Source organism: Massilibacterium senegalense (genome assembly GCF_001375675.1).
In the GTDB taxonomy this organism is placed as follows: domain Bacteria; phylum Bacillota; class Bacilli; order Bacillales; family Massilibacteriaceae; genus Massilibacterium; species Massilibacterium senegalense.
In genome coordinates this window covers 994002-1010922 of the sequence record NZ_LN831786.1, presented here as the reverse complement: position 1 = coordinate 1010922, position 16921 = coordinate 994002, and the positions used below count along the sequence as shown (strand labels likewise).

General features: G+C 35.2%; 23 protein-coding genes. 20 read left to right on the top strand and 3 right to left on the bottom strand.

Features of this window, described 5'->3' with window-relative positions; all coding sequences use genetic code 11:
• The first annotated feature begins 125 nt into the window (after positions 1-125).
• On the top strand, positions 126-992 hold the full coding sequence (locus BN1372_RS08465) for a patatin-like phospholipase family protein (RefSeq protein ID WP_082418999.1): 867 nt from the start codon (positions 126-128) through the stop codon (positions 990-992).
• On the opposite strand, the gene BN1372_RS08460 is transcribed toward BN1372_RS08465, so the two are convergent.
• Genes BN1372_RS08460 through BN1372_RS08450 form a run of 3 tightly spaced genes read right to left on the bottom strand, consistent with a single transcriptional unit; the run spans position 989 to position 3169 of the window.
• A complete protein-coding gene (locus BN1372_RS08460; RefSeq protein WP_062198532.1) occupies positions 989-1762 on the bottom strand; it encodes a hypothetical protein in 774 nt (257 codons plus the stop codon). The genes BN1372_RS08465 and BN1372_RS08460 overlap by 4 nt on opposite strands.
• A 48-nt stretch (positions 1763-1810) precedes the next feature.
• The gene (locus BN1372_RS08455) at positions 1811-2218 is read right to left on the bottom strand and encodes an SA1362 family protein (protein WP_062198530.1); all 408 of its coding nucleotides are present in this window, start codon (positions 2216-2218) and stop codon (positions 1811-1813) included.
• A 21-nt stretch (positions 2219-2239) separates the two neighbouring features.
• Positions 2240-3169: a DUF1385 domain-containing protein gene (locus tag BN1372_RS08450; RefSeq protein WP_062198528.1), complete on the bottom strand. Its 930-nt coding sequence runs from the start codon at positions 3167-3169 to the stop codon at positions 2240-2242.
• Positions 3170-3419: 250 nt separating this feature from the next.
• On the opposite strand from BN1372_RS08450, the gene BN1372_RS08445 reads away from it, so the two are divergent.
• The 19 genes from BN1372_RS08445 (at position 3420) to BN1372_RS08355 (ending at position 16920) form a co-directional block, all read left to right on the top strand.
• Positions 3420-3866: a YqhR family membrane protein gene (locus BN1372_RS08445; protein ID WP_062198526.1), complete on the top strand. Its 447-nt coding sequence runs from the start codon at positions 3420-3422 to the stop codon at positions 3864-3866.
• Between the two features lie 160 nt (positions 3867-4026).
• A complete protein-coding gene (gene aroQ, locus BN1372_RS08440) occupies positions 4027-4452 on the top strand; it encodes a type II 3-dehydroquinate dehydratase (RefSeq protein ID WP_062198524.1) in 426 nt (141 codons plus the stop codon).
• Positions 4453-4462: 10 nt separating this feature from the next.
• Positions 4463-5530 carry a M24 family metallopeptidase gene (locus BN1372_RS08435; protein ID WP_062198522.1) on the top strand — a complete coding sequence of 356 codons (1068 nt, stop codon included), beginning with the start codon at positions 4463-4465 and terminating at the stop codon, positions 5528-5530.
• 67 nt (positions 5531-5597) lie between these two features.
• Entirely contained in the window at positions 5598-6155 is a 558-nt protein-coding gene (efp, locus tag BN1372_RS08430; protein ID WP_062198520.1) for an elongation factor P, read from the top strand.
• A gap of 100 nt (positions 6156-6255) precedes the next feature.
• Complete coding sequence (gene spoIIIAA / locus BN1372_RS08425) at positions 6256-7167, top strand: stage III sporulation protein AA (RefSeq protein WP_062198518.1); 912 nt, start codon at positions 6256-6258, stop codon at positions 7165-7167.
• Positions 7161-7676, top strand: a complete 516-nt coding sequence (locus BN1372_RS08420; protein WP_062198516.1) for a stage III sporulation protein AB — start codon at positions 7161-7163, stop codon at positions 7674-7676. Before spoIIIAA ends, BN1372_RS08420 begins: the two co-directional genes overlap by 7 nt.
• A 13-nt stretch (positions 7677-7689) precedes the next feature.
• Positions 7690-7893 carry a stage III sporulation protein AC gene (gene spoIIIAC, locus BN1372_RS08415; protein WP_074018161.1) on the top strand — a complete coding sequence of 68 codons (204 nt, stop codon included), beginning with the start codon at positions 7690-7692 and terminating at the stop codon, positions 7891-7893.
• An 8-nt stretch (positions 7894-7901) separates the two neighbouring features.
• Entirely contained in the window at positions 7902-8300 is a 399-nt protein-coding gene (gene spoIIIAD / locus BN1372_RS08410; protein ID WP_062198514.1) for a stage III sporulation protein AD, read from the top strand.
• Between the two features lie 15 nt (positions 8301-8315).
• On the top strand, positions 8316-9482 hold the full coding sequence (gene spoIIIAE / locus BN1372_RS08405; protein ID WP_062198512.1) for a stage III sporulation protein AE: 1167 nt from the start codon (positions 8316-8318) through the stop codon (positions 9480-9482).
• A 1-nt stretch (position 9483) separates the two neighbouring features.
• On the top strand, positions 9484-10047 hold the full coding sequence (gene spoIIIAF, locus BN1372_RS08400) for a stage III sporulation protein AF (RefSeq protein WP_062198511.1): 564 nt from the start codon (positions 9484-9486) through the stop codon (positions 10045-10047).
• Between the two features lie 9 nt (positions 10048-10056).
• Positions 10057-10635: a stage III sporulation protein AG gene (gene spoIIIAG, locus BN1372_RS08395; RefSeq protein ID WP_062198509.1), complete on the top strand. Its 579-nt coding sequence runs from the start codon at positions 10057-10059 to the stop codon at positions 10633-10635.
• Between the two features lie 15 nt (positions 10636-10650).
• On the top strand, positions 10651-11226 hold the full coding sequence (locus tag BN1372_RS08390) for a SpoIIIAH-like family protein (protein WP_062198507.1): 576 nt from the start codon (positions 10651-10653) through the stop codon (positions 11224-11226).
• Between the two features lie 407 nt (positions 11227-11633).
• Complete coding sequence (accB, locus tag BN1372_RS08385) at positions 11634-12155, top strand: acetyl-CoA carboxylase biotin carboxyl carrier protein (RefSeq protein ID WP_062198505.1); 522 nt, start codon at positions 11634-11636, stop codon at positions 12153-12155.
• Between the two features lie 14 nt (positions 12156-12169).
• Positions 12170-13534 (top strand): acetyl-CoA carboxylase biotin carboxylase subunit, encoded by a 1365-nt coding sequence (accC, locus tag BN1372_RS08380; RefSeq protein ID WP_062198503.1) that lies wholly within the window; start codon positions 12170-12172, stop codon positions 13532-13534.
• 24 nt (positions 13535-13558) lie between these two features.
• Positions 13559-13927 (top strand): Asp23/Gls24 family envelope stress response protein, encoded by a 369-nt coding sequence (locus tag BN1372_RS08375; RefSeq protein ID WP_062198501.1) that lies wholly within the window; start codon positions 13559-13561, stop codon positions 13925-13927.
• A 122-nt stretch (positions 13928-14049) separates the two neighbouring features.
• The gene (gene nusB, locus BN1372_RS08370; RefSeq protein ID WP_062201212.1) at positions 14050-14448 is read left to right on the top strand and encodes a transcription antitermination factor NusB; all 399 of its coding nucleotides are present in this window, start codon (positions 14050-14052) and stop codon (positions 14446-14448) included.
• A 20-nt stretch (positions 14449-14468) separates the two neighbouring features.
• Complete coding sequence (gene folD, locus BN1372_RS08365; RefSeq protein WP_062198499.1) at positions 14469-15323, top strand: bifunctional methylenetetrahydrofolate dehydrogenase/methenyltetrahydrofolate cyclohydrolase FolD; 855 nt, start codon at positions 14469-14471, stop codon at positions 15321-15323.
• Positions 15324-15340: 17 nt separating this feature from the next.
• Entirely contained in the window at positions 15341-16684 is a 1344-nt protein-coding gene (gene xseA / locus BN1372_RS08360; RefSeq protein WP_062201209.1) for an exodeoxyribonuclease VII large subunit, read from the top strand.
• Positions 16681-16920 carry an exodeoxyribonuclease VII small subunit gene (locus tag BN1372_RS08355; RefSeq protein ID WP_267902250.1) on the top strand — a complete coding sequence of 80 codons (240 nt, stop codon included), beginning with the start codon at positions 16681-16683 and terminating at the stop codon, positions 16918-16920. The genes xseA and BN1372_RS08355 overlap by 4 nt, the downstream gene beginning before the upstream one ends.
• Position 16921 lies beyond the last annotated feature (1 nt).

Sequence of the window (16921 nt, the reverse complement as noted above, 5' to 3'; positions counted from 1 at the left end):
GATAGGTTAGAATGAATCGCAAGTTTTTTTGTGTTCTAGTTTAAGAAAAGAAGCTTACATATGTAGTACATCCGATTTTACCCATAACCCTTCCTTATTTTTTTTACGGGAAGGATAAAAAGAAGGTGATCACGCTGGAGATTGATGTCGTGTTTTCTGGTGGAGGTATGAAAGGTCTTGCGTTTATTGGGGCAATAGAAGCGCTCGAAAAAAAACAAGTGACATACCGAAAAATCATCGGTTCTAGTGCAGGTGCTCTTATTGGCAGTTTTTTAGCAGCAGGTTATACGTCTACCGAATTAAAGAAGGTAGCACTAGAAGTGAAAAAAACTGATTTTCTTGAAAAAAATCAAACGAAATACAGTTGGCAAAAGTGGGTTAGAATGTACTACCAATTAGGATTATATAAAGGAGATCAACTAGAAACATGGATAAAAAAAAGGCTGGAAGAAAAAAAAGTATTTTCTTTTTCTGATTTACAAACAGTACAATTAAAGATTATTGTGTCTGATTTAACACGAAGAAAAATAGTCGTAATTCCAGATGATTTAGGAGAGTATGGGATTCGGAAAGAAGATTTTCCTGTCGCAAAAGCCATTCGAATGAGTTGTAGCATTCCGTATATTTTTGAACCAGTACGATTAAAAGCTGCTAAGAATGAGTATTTCTTTGTAGATGGTGGTGTTTTGAGTCATTTTCCGTATTGGTTATTAAATGAAGAAAGAAGGCCTAATATCGGTTTTTATATTGGAAAACAAAAGAAGGGTGTTTCATCGATTCAAAATAATATTGATTACTTTCATGCGTTAGTAGATACGATGCTCCACGCCCATGATATTCGTTATGTGAATAAATTTGCTAAAAATAATACAGTGTTTTTACCGATTGATCACGTCCAAGCGACGCATTTTTCCATTACAGAAAAAGAAAAAAAAGCACTTTTCGAACTTGGAAAAGTGCATACAGAAACATTCTTGCAACATTGGCCTTAATCAATATAACGATACAATCTACTTTTAATAAAAACGAATGGAGCTAAATAATATGTCCATAAGCCAAGGCTTAAATAGCATAAAAATAAAGAAAAGGGATTACTCATCGAACGGGAAAAGATAAACAAAATGACGATAACTCCAATAATTCCAATACTTGTGGCACCAATTTTTTTTAGGAATGGTCCTCGTAAAATCATGCGTAATTTAATTGCTTCTAATTGATATCCGACTCCTGCTCCTAAAATATAACCACAAACAATACTAGTCGTTTGCGTTGGATGTATAGCCCAGAAAATAAATGGTACAAAAATCATTAATAATAATCGATCTCGGTCTAACAATTCATTCATCCATTCTTCTTGACGATACAGCGCGATGACGAGGAAAATACCAAATAAAAGTCCACTAATAATAGAAATGATGTTCGTTTCAAAAAATGTAATTGCTAGTAATAAAATGACACTAATGATAATACCACTTAGCATCGTTGTTTTTAAACGACCAGTTTCAAAGCGTAATGCTCCAATTAAAATCGTTAAGTTTTGTGTCCACAAATTCGGATATAGCAAATCTTTATACCAGGTACCTTCTAATGACGGGGCATCGATGGTAGCAGTAAATTCATGGATAATATGATTTAAAAAAATGGATGCAGCAAGCAATAATTGTAGATGAAATCCTTTTTCTTTATCCATCGTCCAATAAATAACCCCAATCGCGACCACAAACAATAACGTGAATGAATCAATTAAAAATGATGAAAGCATAACTGTTCCTCCTTTCTCTACCGGTATGTAGAGAAAAAAGAATCAAGCTTAATTTGATGCTTGATTCTTTTTATTTTTCTTTCCTTTGTTTCCTTCTATTACAGTAAAAGGTACGTCTTTTCGATGGCGTAAAGGTTTGTTTTTATTGGATGTTTTGAATGGATGAAGCATTGAATTTGGTTTGGTAGTGACACTTTTCTTTTCGTCTTTCGTGCCGTGCAATTGTTTCGATTGTTTTACTGCCTTTTTATAAGCAGCTTGTTCTGAATTTCTTGGTCCATTCATTTGTGCATTCACTATTTTTTTGAAAATAAAAAACAAAATAACTCCAACGATGGAAAAAGTTATCAATGTTATAACTAGTTGTTTTGGATTAGTAATGACTTGATACCCAAAACCAATAATCGCTAATAACATAACTATTACATATAAAAGGAATGCTGATCGACGATTCATTAAAATCCCTCCTACTCGTAGTTATAAGCTTGTTTCTTTTAGTGATTGTTCGATTTCTAAATCGCGAATTCGCATTTGGTTGAACGAATGGATAGCAACTTCCATTTGATCATCTGTCGGTTCTTTCGTTGTTAATAGTTGCAACATTAACCCTGGGTATCCTAAAAAACGCAATAAAGGAATGTTACGAACTTTGTTTGTTGCTTGTAATACTTCATATGCAACACCTAATACTACAGGGATAAGTGCGATACGATATAAAATACGTGTCGAAAGTGGTTCAGATGGAACAAAATAATAAATAACCATTCCAACAAATACAGTGAATAAAATAAAGCTACTTCCACATCGGTAATGAAGGCGAGAATGTTTTTTTACCTGTTCTACAGTGAGCGGCTTGTTATGTTCAAATGTGTTAATCACTTTATGTTCTGCCCCGTGGTACTGAAATACTCGTTTAATCAAAGGGGTTAAGGAAATAACATAAATGTAAAGAAGAAGTAAGGTAAATTTAATAAGTCCCTCGACGATATTTTGTAGTAAGTGCCCTGGAAAAATTGGTCGCATCCATTCAGCCAATAAAGCTGGAACTACTGTAAAAATAAGTTTACCAAAAATGAAAGATAAAATCCCGATTACTGCAACACCTAAATATAAACGTAATTTGGATGGCTCTTTTTTTTCAACGCCATTATCTTCATCGTACTGTTCACTAGAAAAATTTAAATGTTTGGAACCATTTGCACTTGCTTCGATGAGTGCAACAACACCGCGAAGAAATGGAATTTTTTTTAGCTTTTTCATCCGTGGTTGCTCTTTTTTTTCTACTTCGTAATAGACGATAGACTGATCTTTTGTTCGGACAGCGGTGACAAAGGTATGTTTTCCTCCGAACATAACACCTTCAATCACTGCTTGCCCACCATAATTTGGTTGTGAGTGTTGAGACATGCGCCGAAACCTTCCTATCTTAATCAATTATTTTCTTTTATTCTAAAGCTATAACTACGTTGTGTAAACCTCAAAGACTTATCTTTCCTAATTAATTATTCGAGAGGAAGAAAGAAAAATAGAGTGGTTCCTATCGGAATAGCATGAAAAACATCCATCCTATGTTTATTTTTCCCAAAAAACAGGTGAATTACTCTTTTTAGTCAATAAAAAGGAGAAATTAACTCATACTATAGATGAGGTGAAAAATATGAACCAACATTCCAAACAATCTGTGCTCATTACAAGCCTTTTTGGGGGAATATTTTTTTCGTTCTTAGGGTATGTGGTGTATTTTTTAAATTTTACAGATCTGCATCCTGCGTATATGCTTCACTTTTTTTCGAAAGCTGCATGGACGAAAGGCGCTTTAGGTGAAGTGATGGGGATTATTAGTATTGGTTTTTTGTCTATTCCTATCGGTTATCTATATGAGCGAATTGTTCCTCCCAATGCATCTATTGCAATAGGGATTGTGTTAGGCTTTCTTTTATGGCTATTTGTGTTTTTTGTTCTTTACCGTTTTTTTGATTCTTTTAAATCTGTTACGGAGCTCGGTGTTCGTACAAATATTACGAGCATTTGTTTATATGTATTGTATAGTGTGTTTCTCGGTACGTCTTTTTCCTACGCAAAACGAAAAGAACAAGGATCGTAACTATTTGATGTACTTGTTCAAAAAAGCGGTGCTATGATACAATATTTCATGGATACAATCACCAATTTAGCGAATAAATAAGGTGGCGTTTTTTGATTGGAGCATTCGCTGAAAAGAAAAATAGAGACGCGTGAAATACAAGTAAGGAAGTGCAACCGCAATGAAAAAAATCGTAATCATTAATGGACCAAATTTAAATCGACTTGGCAAACGAGAACCAGAAATTTACGGAAGCGAAACGTTAAAAGATTTAGAAACGTATGTGACAGATGTTGCGACGACGCTCTCTTGTCAAGTGGAATTTCGACAATCGAATCATGAAGGAGATATTATAGATTGGATTCATGAAGCAGAGGGAGTAAAAGATGGGATTATTTTAAATCCAGGTGCTTTTACTCATTATAGCTATGCGATTCGTGATGCAGTTGCAAGTGTGACTGTTCCACTCATTGAAGTTCATGTTTCGAATGTTCATGCACGCGAAGAATTTCGTCATCATTCGGTTATTGCGCCAGTAGCAACTGGGCAAATTGTTGGTCTTGGTTTTACAGGATATGAACTAGCCTTATGCGCGCTAATGAAGTAGGGGGGATAACATGGATCGTTTGCAAGCATTACGCAAGGAGATGGATAAAAAAGGTATCGATGCCTTGCTTATTACAGGAATAGAAAACCGTCGTTACGTAACAGGTTTTACGGGATCTAGTGGAGTTGCATTCGTAACAGACAAACATGCCCTATTAATTACGGATTTTCGTTATATCGAACAAGCAACTGTGCAAGCACCATCTTTTGAAATTGTGAAACATACAGGACCGATGACAGAAGAAGTAGCAAAACAAGTACAGCGACTAGCGGTTAAAAAAGTAGCTTTTGAACGTGATCATATGACCTATGCATTATATGAAATGTATCAAAAAGTTTTGCCAGCGGAACTCGTTCCTGTACATGGTCTTGTAGAAAATTTACGCTTGATTAAGGATAGCGAAGAGATTAAGATAATAAAAGAAGCGGCGAAAATTGCAGATGCGTCTTTTCATCATATTTTAACGTTCATTCGACCGGGAATAAAAGAAATTGATATTGCCACTGAATTAGAATATGTGATGCGAAAACAAGGTGCGTCATCCTCTTCTTTTGATACAATTGTTGCCTCCGGTGTTCGTTCTAGTTTGCCTCATGGGGTAGCAAGTCATAAAATAATTGAACATGGTGATATTATTACGCTTGACTTTGGTGCTTATTATCAAGGCTATTGTTCAGATATCACAAGGACGATTGCAGTAGGTAGCGTAGATTCTAAACTTCAAGAAATTTATCATATTGTCTTAGAAGCACAAATCAAAGGGATCCAAGGGATTAAACCGGGGATAACAGGAAAAGAAGCAGATGCCATAACGAGAGACTATATTACTTCAAAGGGATACGGCGAAAACTTCGGACATTCAACAGGGCATGGAATTGGTCTTGAAATTCACGAAGGGCCTGCATTATCTGTCCGTTCCGATATCATATTGCAGCCAGGAATGGTCGTAACGTGTGAACCAGGTATTTACGTGGAAGGATTTGGTGGCGTTCGTATTGAGGATGATTTATTGATAACCGAACAAGGGAATGAAGTATTAACGACAGCACCGAAGGAATTAATTATTTTAGATGCATAAGCCGGCTAATTTTAGAAAAGAAGTGACAGTATAAAGTAGCACTTCTTATTAAGTAGGGAGGAACAAAATGATTTCAGTAAATGATTTTCGTACAGGTTTAACAATAGAAGTGGATGGAGGAATTTGGCAAGTCCTTGAATTCCAACATGTAAAACCAGGGAAAGGTTCAGCATTCGTTCGTTCAAAACTTCGTAACTTACGTACAGGTTCTACACAAGAAAAAACGTTCCGTGCTGGTGAAAAAGTTGCACGTGCACACATTGAAAACCGCAGAATGCAATATTTATATAACAGTGGTGATGTGCATACATTCATGGATAACGAAACATATGAACAATTAGAATTAACAGAAGCTCAAATTAAATATGAACTTCAATTTTTAAAAGAAAACATGGAAGTACATATAATGTCTTATCAAGGTGAAACATTAGGAGTAGAATTACCAAATACAGTAGAATTAACTGTTACTTCTACAGAACCGGGAGTAAAAGGAGATACTGCTACAGGTGCATCTAAACCTGCTACACTTGAAACAGGTTATGTGGTTCAAGTGCCATTATTCGTAAACGAAGGCGATGTGCTAGTAATCGATACACGTTCTGGTGACTATGTTTCTCGTGCATAATCTAAAACCTCTTAGCGATAGACGCTAAGAGGTTTTTTGTTCTATTTTTCGCGAGTAGACCATATAGATAAGCAAACGCTACTTAATAGGAGTTTATGTGATGAGACAAGTAATCGAGTGGTTACCTTCATCGTTTCATTGTTTGTGGGAGACATTACCGTTAGATAAAGTGGAGGAAATTAGAATTAGAAGTTACCAACCAATAGAAATCATGTTAACAGATGATGTACTTTTTTTAGAAGAATTAATGATGACACCTCTTCAAATTGAACATTTGTTTCAAAAATTAGCGCATTACTCCATTTATGCTTTTGAAGAAGAATTGAAGAATGGATATTTAACGATTGCAGGAGGGCATCGGGTCGGTTTTGCAGGACAACCAATGATTGATCAACAAAAAATACAAACTTTTCGTTTTATTTCTTCCTTAAATATTCGAATTGCCAAAGAAAAAATAGGCATTGCGCAATCATTTCTCCCGTATGTGTATCAAAAGCAACTTTATTCTACTTTACTCATTGGTCCGCCACAAGTTGGAAAAACAACATTGTTACGAGATTTTGTTCGCCTATTTAGTCAAGGAAATCAAGCGCAACCATCTATGAAAGTGGCTGTGGTAGATGAACGTTCTGAAATTTGTGCGTGTGTAAAAGGATTACCTTCCTTTTCATTTGGTCCACGTCTAGATGTCTTAGATGGTTGTCCAAAATCAGAAGGTGTGATGCTATTTATTCGAGCGATGAGCCCGGATGTTATTATTGTGGATGAAATTGGAAGAGAAGCGGACATTGATGCATTATTAGAAGGAATGAATGCTGGCGTTTCTTTCATGGCAACCGCACATGGAAAAACGCTACAAGATATTTGTCGACGTCCGTCTTTTATGCCGTTAATGGACAATCGATTGTTTGAGCGGTATATCGTGTTACATCGTATGCAAGATGTATTTTCAGCAACGATTTATAACGAATCATTGGAGAAAATAACAAAGGTGTATCTACAAAAATGGTAAAGCTCATAGGTGCTCTTTTTATTATGCTGTCATCGATTATTTTTGGAATGGTGTGGCAGGAAAAGTACGATCGGCGTTTGCGGGAAATTCGGTATATTAGCCATATGTTAAAGTGGATGGAAGCAGAAATTATTTTTCGAAAATTACCGTTACAAATGATATGTGAAAAAATTAAACAAGAAGCTCCTCCTAATTATCAATCTTTTTTTGCTTCTTTGCAGCATGATTTAGAACAAAGTAAAGCTGATTTGATGACGATTTGGAATGAGAATATTGATCGTTTTGAAAAAAATTGGGCATTAAAAAAAGAAGAAAAATGGTTGTTAAAAGATATTGGACACACGTTAGGAAAATTTAATCGTGTAGAACAAGAAAAGCAATTTGCATTAACCCAACTCCATTTAGCAGAACAAGAACAAGAAGCTTTTTTAGAAAAACAAAAAGTAAAGCAATTAGGGGTAAGAGTTTCGCTGTTATTCGGATTGATGTTCGTTATTTTATTAATATGAGGAGGAGTGGTGATTGTTCTATGATGTAAACATCATTTTTCAAATTGCTGGCGTTGGCATTATTGTCGCGATGTTGCATACCGTGTTAAAACAAATGGGAAAAGAAGACTGGGCACACTGGGTCACATTAATTGGTTTTGTTGTTGTCCTATACTTAGTAGCCTCTATTTTAGATGATTTATTTCAAAAAATTAAAGATGTTTTTCTCTTTCAATAGGTGATGGTATGACAGAATGGTTACAAATGATTAGTATTGCGTTTGTGGCAATGTTTTTATCACTTGTATTAAAAGAACAGCACACTCTTTTTAGTTTTCTTGTTATTTTTGTAGCTGGTTTGTTTATTTTTTTCTTACTCCTCGATTCTATTCAACAAATTTTCACCTCGATTATACAATTAAGTAAACAATTAAAAATGGACGAACCTTATGTTCTTTTAATCATGAAAATGATTGGAGTTGCTTATATTGCGGAACTGAGTGCGCAATTAATGAAAGATGCTGGTTTTCAAGCATTAAGCTATAAAATAGAGCTTTCTGCAAAAATTTTAATGATTACAATGGCTATGCCAATTTTAACAGCGTTAATTGAATCTTTTGTACAAATGATTCAATCTTTCTTGTAGTTTGGAAGTGAAATAATGAAAATGAGACGATGGTTATTTCTTCTTTTTTTCTTATTCGGTTTTCAAGAAGAAGTTTGGGCCACTACTGAAGAAACGAATGTTGAAAAAATGACAAAAGCACAATTAGAAGCTTTGCCTCTCGAAACATTGGAAAAAGAATGGAATGAATGGAAAAAGGGTTACGAGCAATCGATGCCAGAGTTATCCGATCTTTCTTTTGTCGATTTAATGCACGGGTCTTTTTCTTTTCAACAAATGATAACGCTTGTTGTGCATCTTTTTTTTGCAGAGTGGGTAGGCCAAGGAAAATTGTTGGTTGTTTTGATTACACTTCTTTTATTAAGCGCTCTTTTGAAATTATTGCACCAATCGTTTGCTTCTAATCACATTCACCCTATTACGTATATGTGTATGTTTATCTTATTGTTTGTGACCGTGTTAGAAAGTTTTAAGCAAACGATTCAATTAGTTATTTCTAGTATTGATGCAATGGTATCGATGATGATTGCTTTTGTCCCACTGTTTTTAAGTTTAATGTTATCAACTGGACAAATTGTCTCTGCTACATTGTTTCACCCACTTCTTATTTTTTTCTTAAACTTTATGAGCTTTTCTGTTCAAAAACTTTTTGTCCCATTGTTATTGCTAGCTTCCTTTTTTCATTTGTTCAGTTTACTTTCATCCCATACTAATACGTTAAAGCTAGCCATTTTAATCCGGCAAACGGTGTTTACATTACTAAGTGTCTTTTTTGCTATTTTTTTAGGAATGACATCAATTCGAGGGGCAGCTGCATCGATTGGCGATGGAGTCGCCTTGAAAACAGTAAAATTTATGACGGGAAATTTTATCCCTGTATTAGGAAAGTTTTTTACAGAAGCTGCTGATACGGTTCTTTCTACAAGTATGCTAGTAAAAAATACGATTGGAATTGCAGGATTATTGTTTATTGTTTGGATTCTGTTGTTTCCTGTTATAAAAATTGGGGTTATCGCGATTATGTACCGCGTTTCAAGTGCTTTATTACAACCAATTGGAGAGGTAAAGATGATTGAATGTGTAGATGTAGCTGGAAAGTATATATTGTATTTTTTAGTATTACTTTTGTTTGTTTCTTTCTTATTTTTTTTCCTTCTATCTATCATGATCATTTCTGGTAATTTATTTTTGATGGTGAAATAACATGGCTATGATAATACCTTGGATAACCTCTCTTATTTTTTTATTATTGCTTCTTTCTTTAGTGGAATGGCTGTTGCCAAATACGAGTTATCGTCCTTATTTATCGTTGTTTTTAGGAATGGTGCTTGTGTTATTTTTGATCAAGCCTTTGTCGGCGATATTTTCTATCCAACCGGATCAATGGATAGAAAAAGAAATAGAGCAGTTTTTTCATCATGAAACAATAGAAAAATCGTATCAAATACAAAAAAAAGAAATACAAGCTTCCCTGGATGCATATATTTTAGAACAGACGAGACAGCAAATGATCAGAGAGGTAGAAAAAGAATTGAAAGAAACATTTCAAAAAGAAATTATCGCTATTCATTTTTGGGAAACAAACAAGAACAATGACGGTGTAACAGTGATTCTTCAAGATTTTCAAATTCAAAAAATAGATCCGATTATTATTAGACCAGAACGAGAAGCGACACAAGCCAACGATAAAAAAGAACTCTCTGCATTTTTTCAAGAAAAATGGGGACTAGCAGAAGAACAATTAAAAATTGAAGTGAAAAGGGAATGAGGAGTCCAAATGATCAAAAGCGAGTCGTTTGTCCATTTTTTGAAAAAAAAAACAACCATCATTATTTTGTTTGGTCTTGGGTTTCTTTTTATGATTAGTACAACAATTATGCCAAATCAAGTGGAACAAGCATCTATGTTTCCAACAGATTCCCCAAATAAAAAAGAAGAGCAGGATTGGAATGACGTACAAAAGTACGAAGATTTTTATGAAGAAAAACTCCAACGAACATTAGAAGAAATTGCAGGCGTGAGCGATGTAACGGTGTTAATTACATTAGAAGCGATGGATACGCAAGTGGTGGAAAAAAATAAAAAAGAAAAAACACAAAAAACAATTGAAACAGATCAAAAAGGAGGAAAAAGGGAAATTGAAGATCATTCTATTGACGACGAAATTGTCGTAGAAAAAACGAATGGAGAAGAACGTCCGTTTATTATTCGTGAAGATCAACCGAAAGTGCGTGGGGTCCTGGTTGTAGCAAAAGGAGTAGAAAATCCAAAAATAAAAACAATGGTAATAGAAGCTGTCAGTCGAACGTTAAATGTAGGGTCGCATCGGATTTCAGTTTTACCAAAAGAAAAGTAAAAAGGAGTGCGAGAAATGGTGAGAAAACAAACGATTTGGTTGCTGACAATGTTAAGTTTAATGGTGATTTTATCTGCTTATTACATGCTAGACCCTGAACGAAAAAAAGAAAACGAAGCATATATCGAGACATTAAAAGAAAAAGAAGACAAACCAATGGTAGAAGAAAAAGATACAAAAGAAGAACAAACAACGGAACAAACAAAAGAAGAGCCACAAGAACAATCGGTAGAAGCGACGAACGAAGATGATGTCTTTCAAACATTACGTTTAGAAAGAGATGGAAATCGTAGCCAAATGAAAGAAGAATATACACAAATGATTGCTTCTAATGAAACGCCTGCAGAAATTAAAAATGATGCTTATCAAAAAATGGAAGCACTACAAGAAGTGGCTCAAAAAGAAACGATGTTAGAGTCGCTCATTCGCTCCAAAGGATACGAAGATGCATTAGTATCGACCAACGGGGACCAAGTTAGAATTATTGTTAAATCGAATCAACTGACAAAAAAAGAAGCAGATCATTTAATGATTATTGCGATGGATGAATTAGGACATAAAAATGTAGCGGTAGAATATCAAGCAAAGTAAGACTCTTTTAAAAGTGTAAATAGGAAGAATAAATTCGATATGAAAGGTTGACGCTAAATAAAGTGTTAACCTTTTTTGTTGTGTTGTGATACAGAATCACAAAGAAATAACAAAAACCTCCTCCAAAAAAAGTGGTAGATAATTTTTCTTTTGTTTCAAAAAATAGTATAAAAAAGGACTTATCCGCGAATATATGTCACCTTATTTACGTTTTTTAGTTGATATTTTGTTGTTTTTTCTATTTTTTTGTGATTAATTTTAAGAATTTGTAGAAAAGTTCTTTAAATTTTCTTACTTTTGTTGTAGCATGAATATAAGCTGTACTATTACAATTTATATTTACTTATCTGTAATAGTTCATACCACTAATTGTGTCTGTTTAAAACTATAGGAGAAGGGGTAAAAAAATGTTAAAAATTCAAGAAATCCGAGAACTAATCAAGTTAATGGACCAATCTAACTTAGATGAATTCAAGTACGAACTTGATGGTGCAAAAATTACACTTAAAAGAAATAAAGAGAAAATTGTTGCAGCTGACGTTATTTCAGTAGCAGCTCCACAAGCACCAGTAGCACCAGCAGCTCCTGCGAAAGAAGTAGCACCAGCAGCTCCAAAAGCAGAAGTAGCTCCTGTGAAAGAAGAAGCACCTGCACCAGCAGCTCCAAGTGCAAATGTAGATGATCCTTCATTAGTGAAAATCACTTCACCAATGGTAGGTACATTTTATGCATCACCATCTCCAGATCAACCGGCTTATGTTAAAGTTGGCGATAAAGTAGATGAAGAATCTATCGTTTGTATCGTAGAAGCAATGAAATTATTCAACGAAATTGAAGCAGAAGTTAAAGGTGAAATTGTTGAAGTATTAGTTCAAAATGAACAACTTGTAGAATATGGACAACCATTATTCCTAGTAAAACCTGAATAAGAGGCGGCGATAAAATGATTAAAAAAGTGCTAATTGCCAATCGTGGGGAAATTGCAGTTCGTATTATTCGAGCTTGTAAAGAACTTGGCATTAAAAGCGTAGCTATTTATTCAGATGCAGACCGAGACTCTTTACACGTAAAACTAGCAGATGAAGCTTATTGCGTGGGTCCACGTCTTTCATCTGAAAGTTATTTAAAAAAAGAAGCAGTGTTAGAAGTAGCAAAAAGATCTGGAGCAGATGGTATTCACCCTGGTTATGGATTTTTAGCGGAAAATGCAGATTTCGCAAAAATGTGTGAAGAAAACGGCATTAAATTTATTGGCCCTTCTTCCGCTGCGATTACGCAAATGGGTATTAAAGATATTGCGAAAGAAACAGTACAGAAAGCAGGAGTTCCTACTGTTCCTGGTTCTGACGGTCTTGTTAAAAGTGTAGAAGATGCAATTGAAGTTGCAAACGAAATCGGTTACCCAGTAATCATTAAAGCAACTGCTGGTGGTGGCGGTAAAGGTATCCGGATTTGTAACAACGAAGAAGAATTAGTAAAAGGGATGAACATTACACAAAAAGAAGCAGCAGCAGCATTTGGTAACCCAGATGTATACCTTGAAAAATGTATTACAGACTTCCGTCACGTTGAAATTCAAATTTTAGCGGACGAGCACGGAAATGTTCTTCACTTAGGTGAACGTGATTGTACAATCCAACGTCGGATGCAAAAATTAGTAGAAGAAGCACCTTCACCAGTGTTAACAGAAGAAACACGTCAAAAAATGGGTCAAGCGGCTGTAAATGCAGCAAAAGCTTGTAACTATACAGGTGCCGGTACAATTGAATTTATTTACGATAATTCAGCTCCAGGAACATTTTACTTTATGGAAATGAATACTCGTATCCAAGTAGAACATCCAGTAACAGAACAAGTAACTGGATTAGATCTTGTAAAATGGCAAATTCGTATTGCCTCAGGTGAAGAATTAACACTTAAACAAGAAGATGTTCAATTAAAAGGTCACGCTATTGAGTGTCGTATCAATGCGGAAAATCCGTACAAAAATTTCATGCCATCACCAGGTAAAATTAATACATATTTAGCACCAGGTGGTATTGGCGTGCGTATCGATTCTGCTTGTTACCAAGGATATTCTATTCCACCATTCTACGATTCAATGGTTGCAAAGTTAATCACATTTGGTGATACTCGTGAAGAAGCGATTGCTCGTATGAAACGTGCACTTGACGAGTTTGAAATCGATGGTGTGAATACGACAATTCCTTTCCATTCTCGTTTATTCGACCATGAAGTGTTCGTTGGTGGAGAGTTCAATACGAAATTCTTAGAAACGTACAATGTAATGGACGACGAAGAAAAATAAAATCAAATCCAGAGGTGAAATGCTTTGACTCAACATGACGAAGGGAAAGAGAAATTAGGGAAAATCGAAATTGCACCGGAAGTCATTGAAGTGATTACGGCTATTGCGACGCAAGAAGTAGAAGGGGTGGCGGAATTAAAATCTACTTTTGCAGAAGGTGTTGTGGAAAAATTAGGCCGTAAAAATTATTCCAAAGGTGTCAAAGTGGAAATTACCGACGAAGGGATTATGATTGACATTTTTGTTATGGTAGACTTTGGGGTGTCGATTCCTAAAGTAGGTGTCGAAATTCAAAATCATGTCCGGAAACAATTAGAAACAATGGCATCTCTTGAACCAAAGTCCATCGATGTCCACATTACAGGTGTGCAGTTTTCTGAACAAACAGAATAAAAAAAACAAGAAAAAGGGGGATATCCCCCTTTTTTTTCATGGTTTGCTGTTATGGGACTTTGTCTTATGCTATTATTTCATATGTAAGAGAATTATCCATAAAGGAGTTTTATTGTATGAATATGAGTAGACGAATGGCACGTGAGAAAGCTCTACAATCCCTTTTTCAAATTGATTTAAGTAATGAAAGTCCGCAAATTGCGATAGAAAACGTATTAGATGGAGAAAAAAAAGATGCCTTTTTAGAGGAAATTGTTTTTGGAACATGTGAAAAACAACAAGAAATCGATGCGTTACTCTCTGAACATTTAAAAAATTGGGCATTAGATCGATTAGTAAATATTGATCGTTCTATTTTAAGAATGGCGGTTTATGAGTTATTATATATGGAGAATATTCCCGTTAATGTGACATTAAACGAAGCAATTGAACTGGCAAAATCATTTGGAACAGATGAATCTAGTCGCTTTATTAACGGAGTATTATCGAGCATTATTCAAGCAACTGAAATAAAAAAATAAATTATTAGGGGGACATTGAAGTGACAGCACACATTATTAGTGGTAAAGAACTTGCCAAAAATAAACGAGAAGCAATGAAGCAAGAAGTAGGACAATTAAAAAAAACAGCCATTTCACCAAAATTAGTCGTTGTTTTAGTCGGTGACAATCCCGCTTCTATTTCTTATATTAAAGGAAAACAAAAAGGATGCGAAGAAGTTGGCATCGAATCGCAATTAATTAAATTAGAAGCAACCGCTTCAGAGGAAGAATTATTATCTATCATTGATCAATTAAATGAAGATGATACAGTAGATGGTATTTTAGTTCAACTGCCATTACCTGATCACATTTCTGAACAAAAAGTCATCCATCGTATTGTAGTAGAGAAAGATGTAGATGGGTTCCATCCGATGAACGTTGGAAAAATGCTATTAGGAGAAGAGTGCTTCATTTCTTGTACACCATTTGGAATTTTAGAAATGGTAAAAAGTATTAACGTTCCTATTGAAGGAAAGCACGTAGTGGTGATTGGACGAAGCAATATTGTTGGAAAACCAGTTGGTCAGTTATTCTTAAATGAAAATGCAACTGTAACGTATACGCATTCTCGTACAAAAGATCGTGCATCTATTACAAAACAAGCAGATATTTTAATTGTGGCAGTTGGAAAACCAAACTTAATTGGTCCGGACGAAGTGAAAGAAGGCGCGATTGTAATTGACGTTGGTGTAAATCGATTAGAAACAGGAAAATTATGTGGAGATGTACGCTTTGATGAAGTGAAAGAAAAAGCTTCCTACATTACTCCAGTTCCTGGTGGCGTTGGTCCAATGACTATTACAATGCTTTTACATAACACCATTTTATCGGCAAAAAGACGAGGAGCAAAATAATCGTGGCTAATCATTCTATGATTGCTTCTGTAACAGCGGTAACAAAGTACATCAAACGTCAATTCGATGAAAATGTTCATTTACAAGAAGTATGGATGAAAGGTGAAATTTCAAATTTTAAATGGCATTCTCGTGGACATATGTATTTGTCTTTAAAAGACGAAGGAGCAAAAATGAATGCAGTCATGTTCCAAGGAAATAATCGCCATTTAACGTTTCATCCAGAAGACGGAATGAAGGTAATCGTTCGAGGGAAAATTTCCGTGTATGAAGCAACTGGCCAATATCAATTTTATATCCAAGAAATGCAACTCGACGGGATAGGAAATTTATATTTAGCATATGAGCAATTAAAAGAAAAGTTAGAAAAAGAAGGATTGTTCGATACGAATGTCAAGAAAAGCATTCCACTTTATCCGAAACATATTGCGGTTATTACTTCTCCAACAGGAGCGGTGATTCGCGATATCTTCACTACGGTAAAACGGCGATATCCATTGTGTAAGTTAACGTTAATTCCAGTGATGGTTCAAGGGATTTACGCAAAAGATTCCATTGCTGAAGGAATTGAAAAAGCGAATGCATTAGGATATTTTGATACGATAATCGTTGGACGTGGCGGTGGTTCGATTGAAGAATTATGGGCATTTAATGAAGAAAAAGTGGCACGTGCCATTTTTTCTTCTACTATCCCAGTTATTTCTGCAGTGGGACACGAAACAGATTATACGATTAGTGATTTTGTTGCAGATTTACGTGCCCCTACACCAACAGCGGCAGCAGAAATGGCTGTACCGCACGTACGAGATTTGTTAGAAAAAACAATCGACCGAACCGCTCGTTTACGTTTAGCGATGCGTAAAAAACTGGTCGATGAAAGAAAAAGATACGAACAAATAAAATCGTCGTATGCATTCCGCTATCCACAACAATTAATAGAACAAAAAGAACAAAGCCTAGATCGGCTTTACACAGATTTAGGGCGTGCCATGAACTATTTTGTAGAACGGAAACAAACAATGGTACATTCATATAAACAACAGGTCGAACAATATCATCCGCAAACACAAATTGAACGGATGAAAGAAAAAATCAATCATCAAAACGAAGCATTAGTAAATGCGGCAAATGTAAACATTACAAAAAATATGCATGCGTATGATACACTTTTGAACAAATTACAATTATTAAGTCCACTCAACATTATGAGTCGCGGTTATAGTCTTTCGTATACAGCAGGAAAGAACGTTATTCGTTCCGTAAATCAAGTAAACACAAATGATTATGTCACTGTAAAAGTATCAGATGGTGCATTACAATGTCAGGTGTTACAAGTAGAGAAAAAGGAGGAAGTCCATTGACAACAGAAAAAGAACAACAAGTATCGTTTGAAGAAGCAATGCAGGAATTAGAACAAATTGTTGCTAAACTTGAAGCTGGTGATGTTCCGTTAGAACAAGCCATTCAGCTTTTTCAAGATGGCATGAAGTGGTCGAAGTTTTGTCATGATAAATTACAAACGGTAGAAAAACAAATGGACGAAATTTTAAAAGAGGATGGTACAACAGAACCGTTTTCTATCCAGGAGGAAGAATAAT

What these genes read in the sequence shown, in the direction of transcription:
- BN1372_RS08460 (WP_062198532.1), bottom strand. Translation starts at nt 1,762, where the DNA reads ATGCTTTCATCATTTTTAATTGATTCATTCACGTTATTGTTTGTGGTC.
- BN1372_RS08455 (WP_062198530.1), bottom strand. Translation starts at nt 2,218, where the DNA reads ATGAATCGTCGATCAGCATTCCTTTTATATGTAATAGTTATGTTATTA.
- BN1372_RS08450 (WP_062198528.1), bottom strand. Translation starts at nt 3,169, where the DNA reads ATGTCTCAACACTCACAACCAAATTATGGTGGGCAAGCAGTGATTGAA.
- BN1372_RS08445 (WP_062198526.1), top strand. Translation starts at nt 3,420, where the DNA reads ATGAACCAACATTCCAAACAATCTGTGCTCATTACAAGCCTTTTTGGG.
- aroQ (WP_062198524.1), top strand. Translation starts at nt 4,027, where the DNA reads ATGAAAAAAATCGTAATCATTAATGGACCAAATTTAAATCGACTTGGC.
- BN1372_RS08435 (WP_062198522.1), top strand. Translation starts at nt 4,463, where the DNA reads ATGGATCGTTTGCAAGCATTACGCAAGGAGATGGATAAAAAAGGTATC.
- efp (WP_062198520.1), top strand. Translation starts at nt 5,598, where the DNA reads ATGATTTCAGTAAATGATTTTCGTACAGGTTTAACAATAGAAGTGGAT.
- spoIIIAA (WP_062198518.1), top strand. Translation starts at nt 6,256, where the DNA reads ATGAGACAAGTAATCGAGTGGTTACCTTCATCGTTTCATTGTTTGTGG.
- BN1372_RS08420 (WP_062198516.1), top strand. Translation starts at nt 7,161, where the DNA reads ATGGTAAAGCTCATAGGTGCTCTTTTTATTATGCTGTCATCGATTATT.
- spoIIIAD (WP_062198514.1), top strand. Translation starts at nt 7,902, where the DNA reads ATGACAGAATGGTTACAAATGATTAGTATTGCGTTTGTGGCAATGTTT.
- spoIIIAE (WP_062198512.1), top strand. Translation starts at nt 8,316, where the DNA reads ATGAAAATGAGACGATGGTTATTTCTTCTTTTTTTCTTATTCGGTTTT.
- spoIIIAF (WP_062198511.1), top strand. Translation starts at nt 9,484, where the DNA reads ATGGCTATGATAATACCTTGGATAACCTCTCTTATTTTTTTATTATTG.
- spoIIIAG (WP_062198509.1), top strand. Translation starts at nt 10,057, where the DNA reads ATGATCAAAAGCGAGTCGTTTGTCCATTTTTTGAAAAAAAAAACAACC.
- BN1372_RS08390 (WP_062198507.1), top strand. Translation starts at nt 10,651, where the DNA reads ATGGTGAGAAAACAAACGATTTGGTTGCTGACAATGTTAAGTTTAATG.
- accB (WP_062198505.1), top strand. Translation starts at nt 11,634, where the DNA reads ATGTTAAAAATTCAAGAAATCCGAGAACTAATCAAGTTAATGGACCAA.
- accC (WP_062198503.1), top strand. Translation starts at nt 12,170, where the DNA reads ATGATTAAAAAAGTGCTAATTGCCAATCGTGGGGAAATTGCAGTTCGT.
- nusB (WP_062201212.1), top strand. Translation starts at nt 14,050, where the DNA reads ATGAGTAGACGAATGGCACGTGAGAAAGCTCTACAATCCCTTTTTCAA.
- xseA (WP_062201209.1), top strand. Translation starts at nt 15,341, where the DNA reads ATGATTGCTTCTGTAACAGCGGTAACAAAGTACATCAAACGTCAATTC.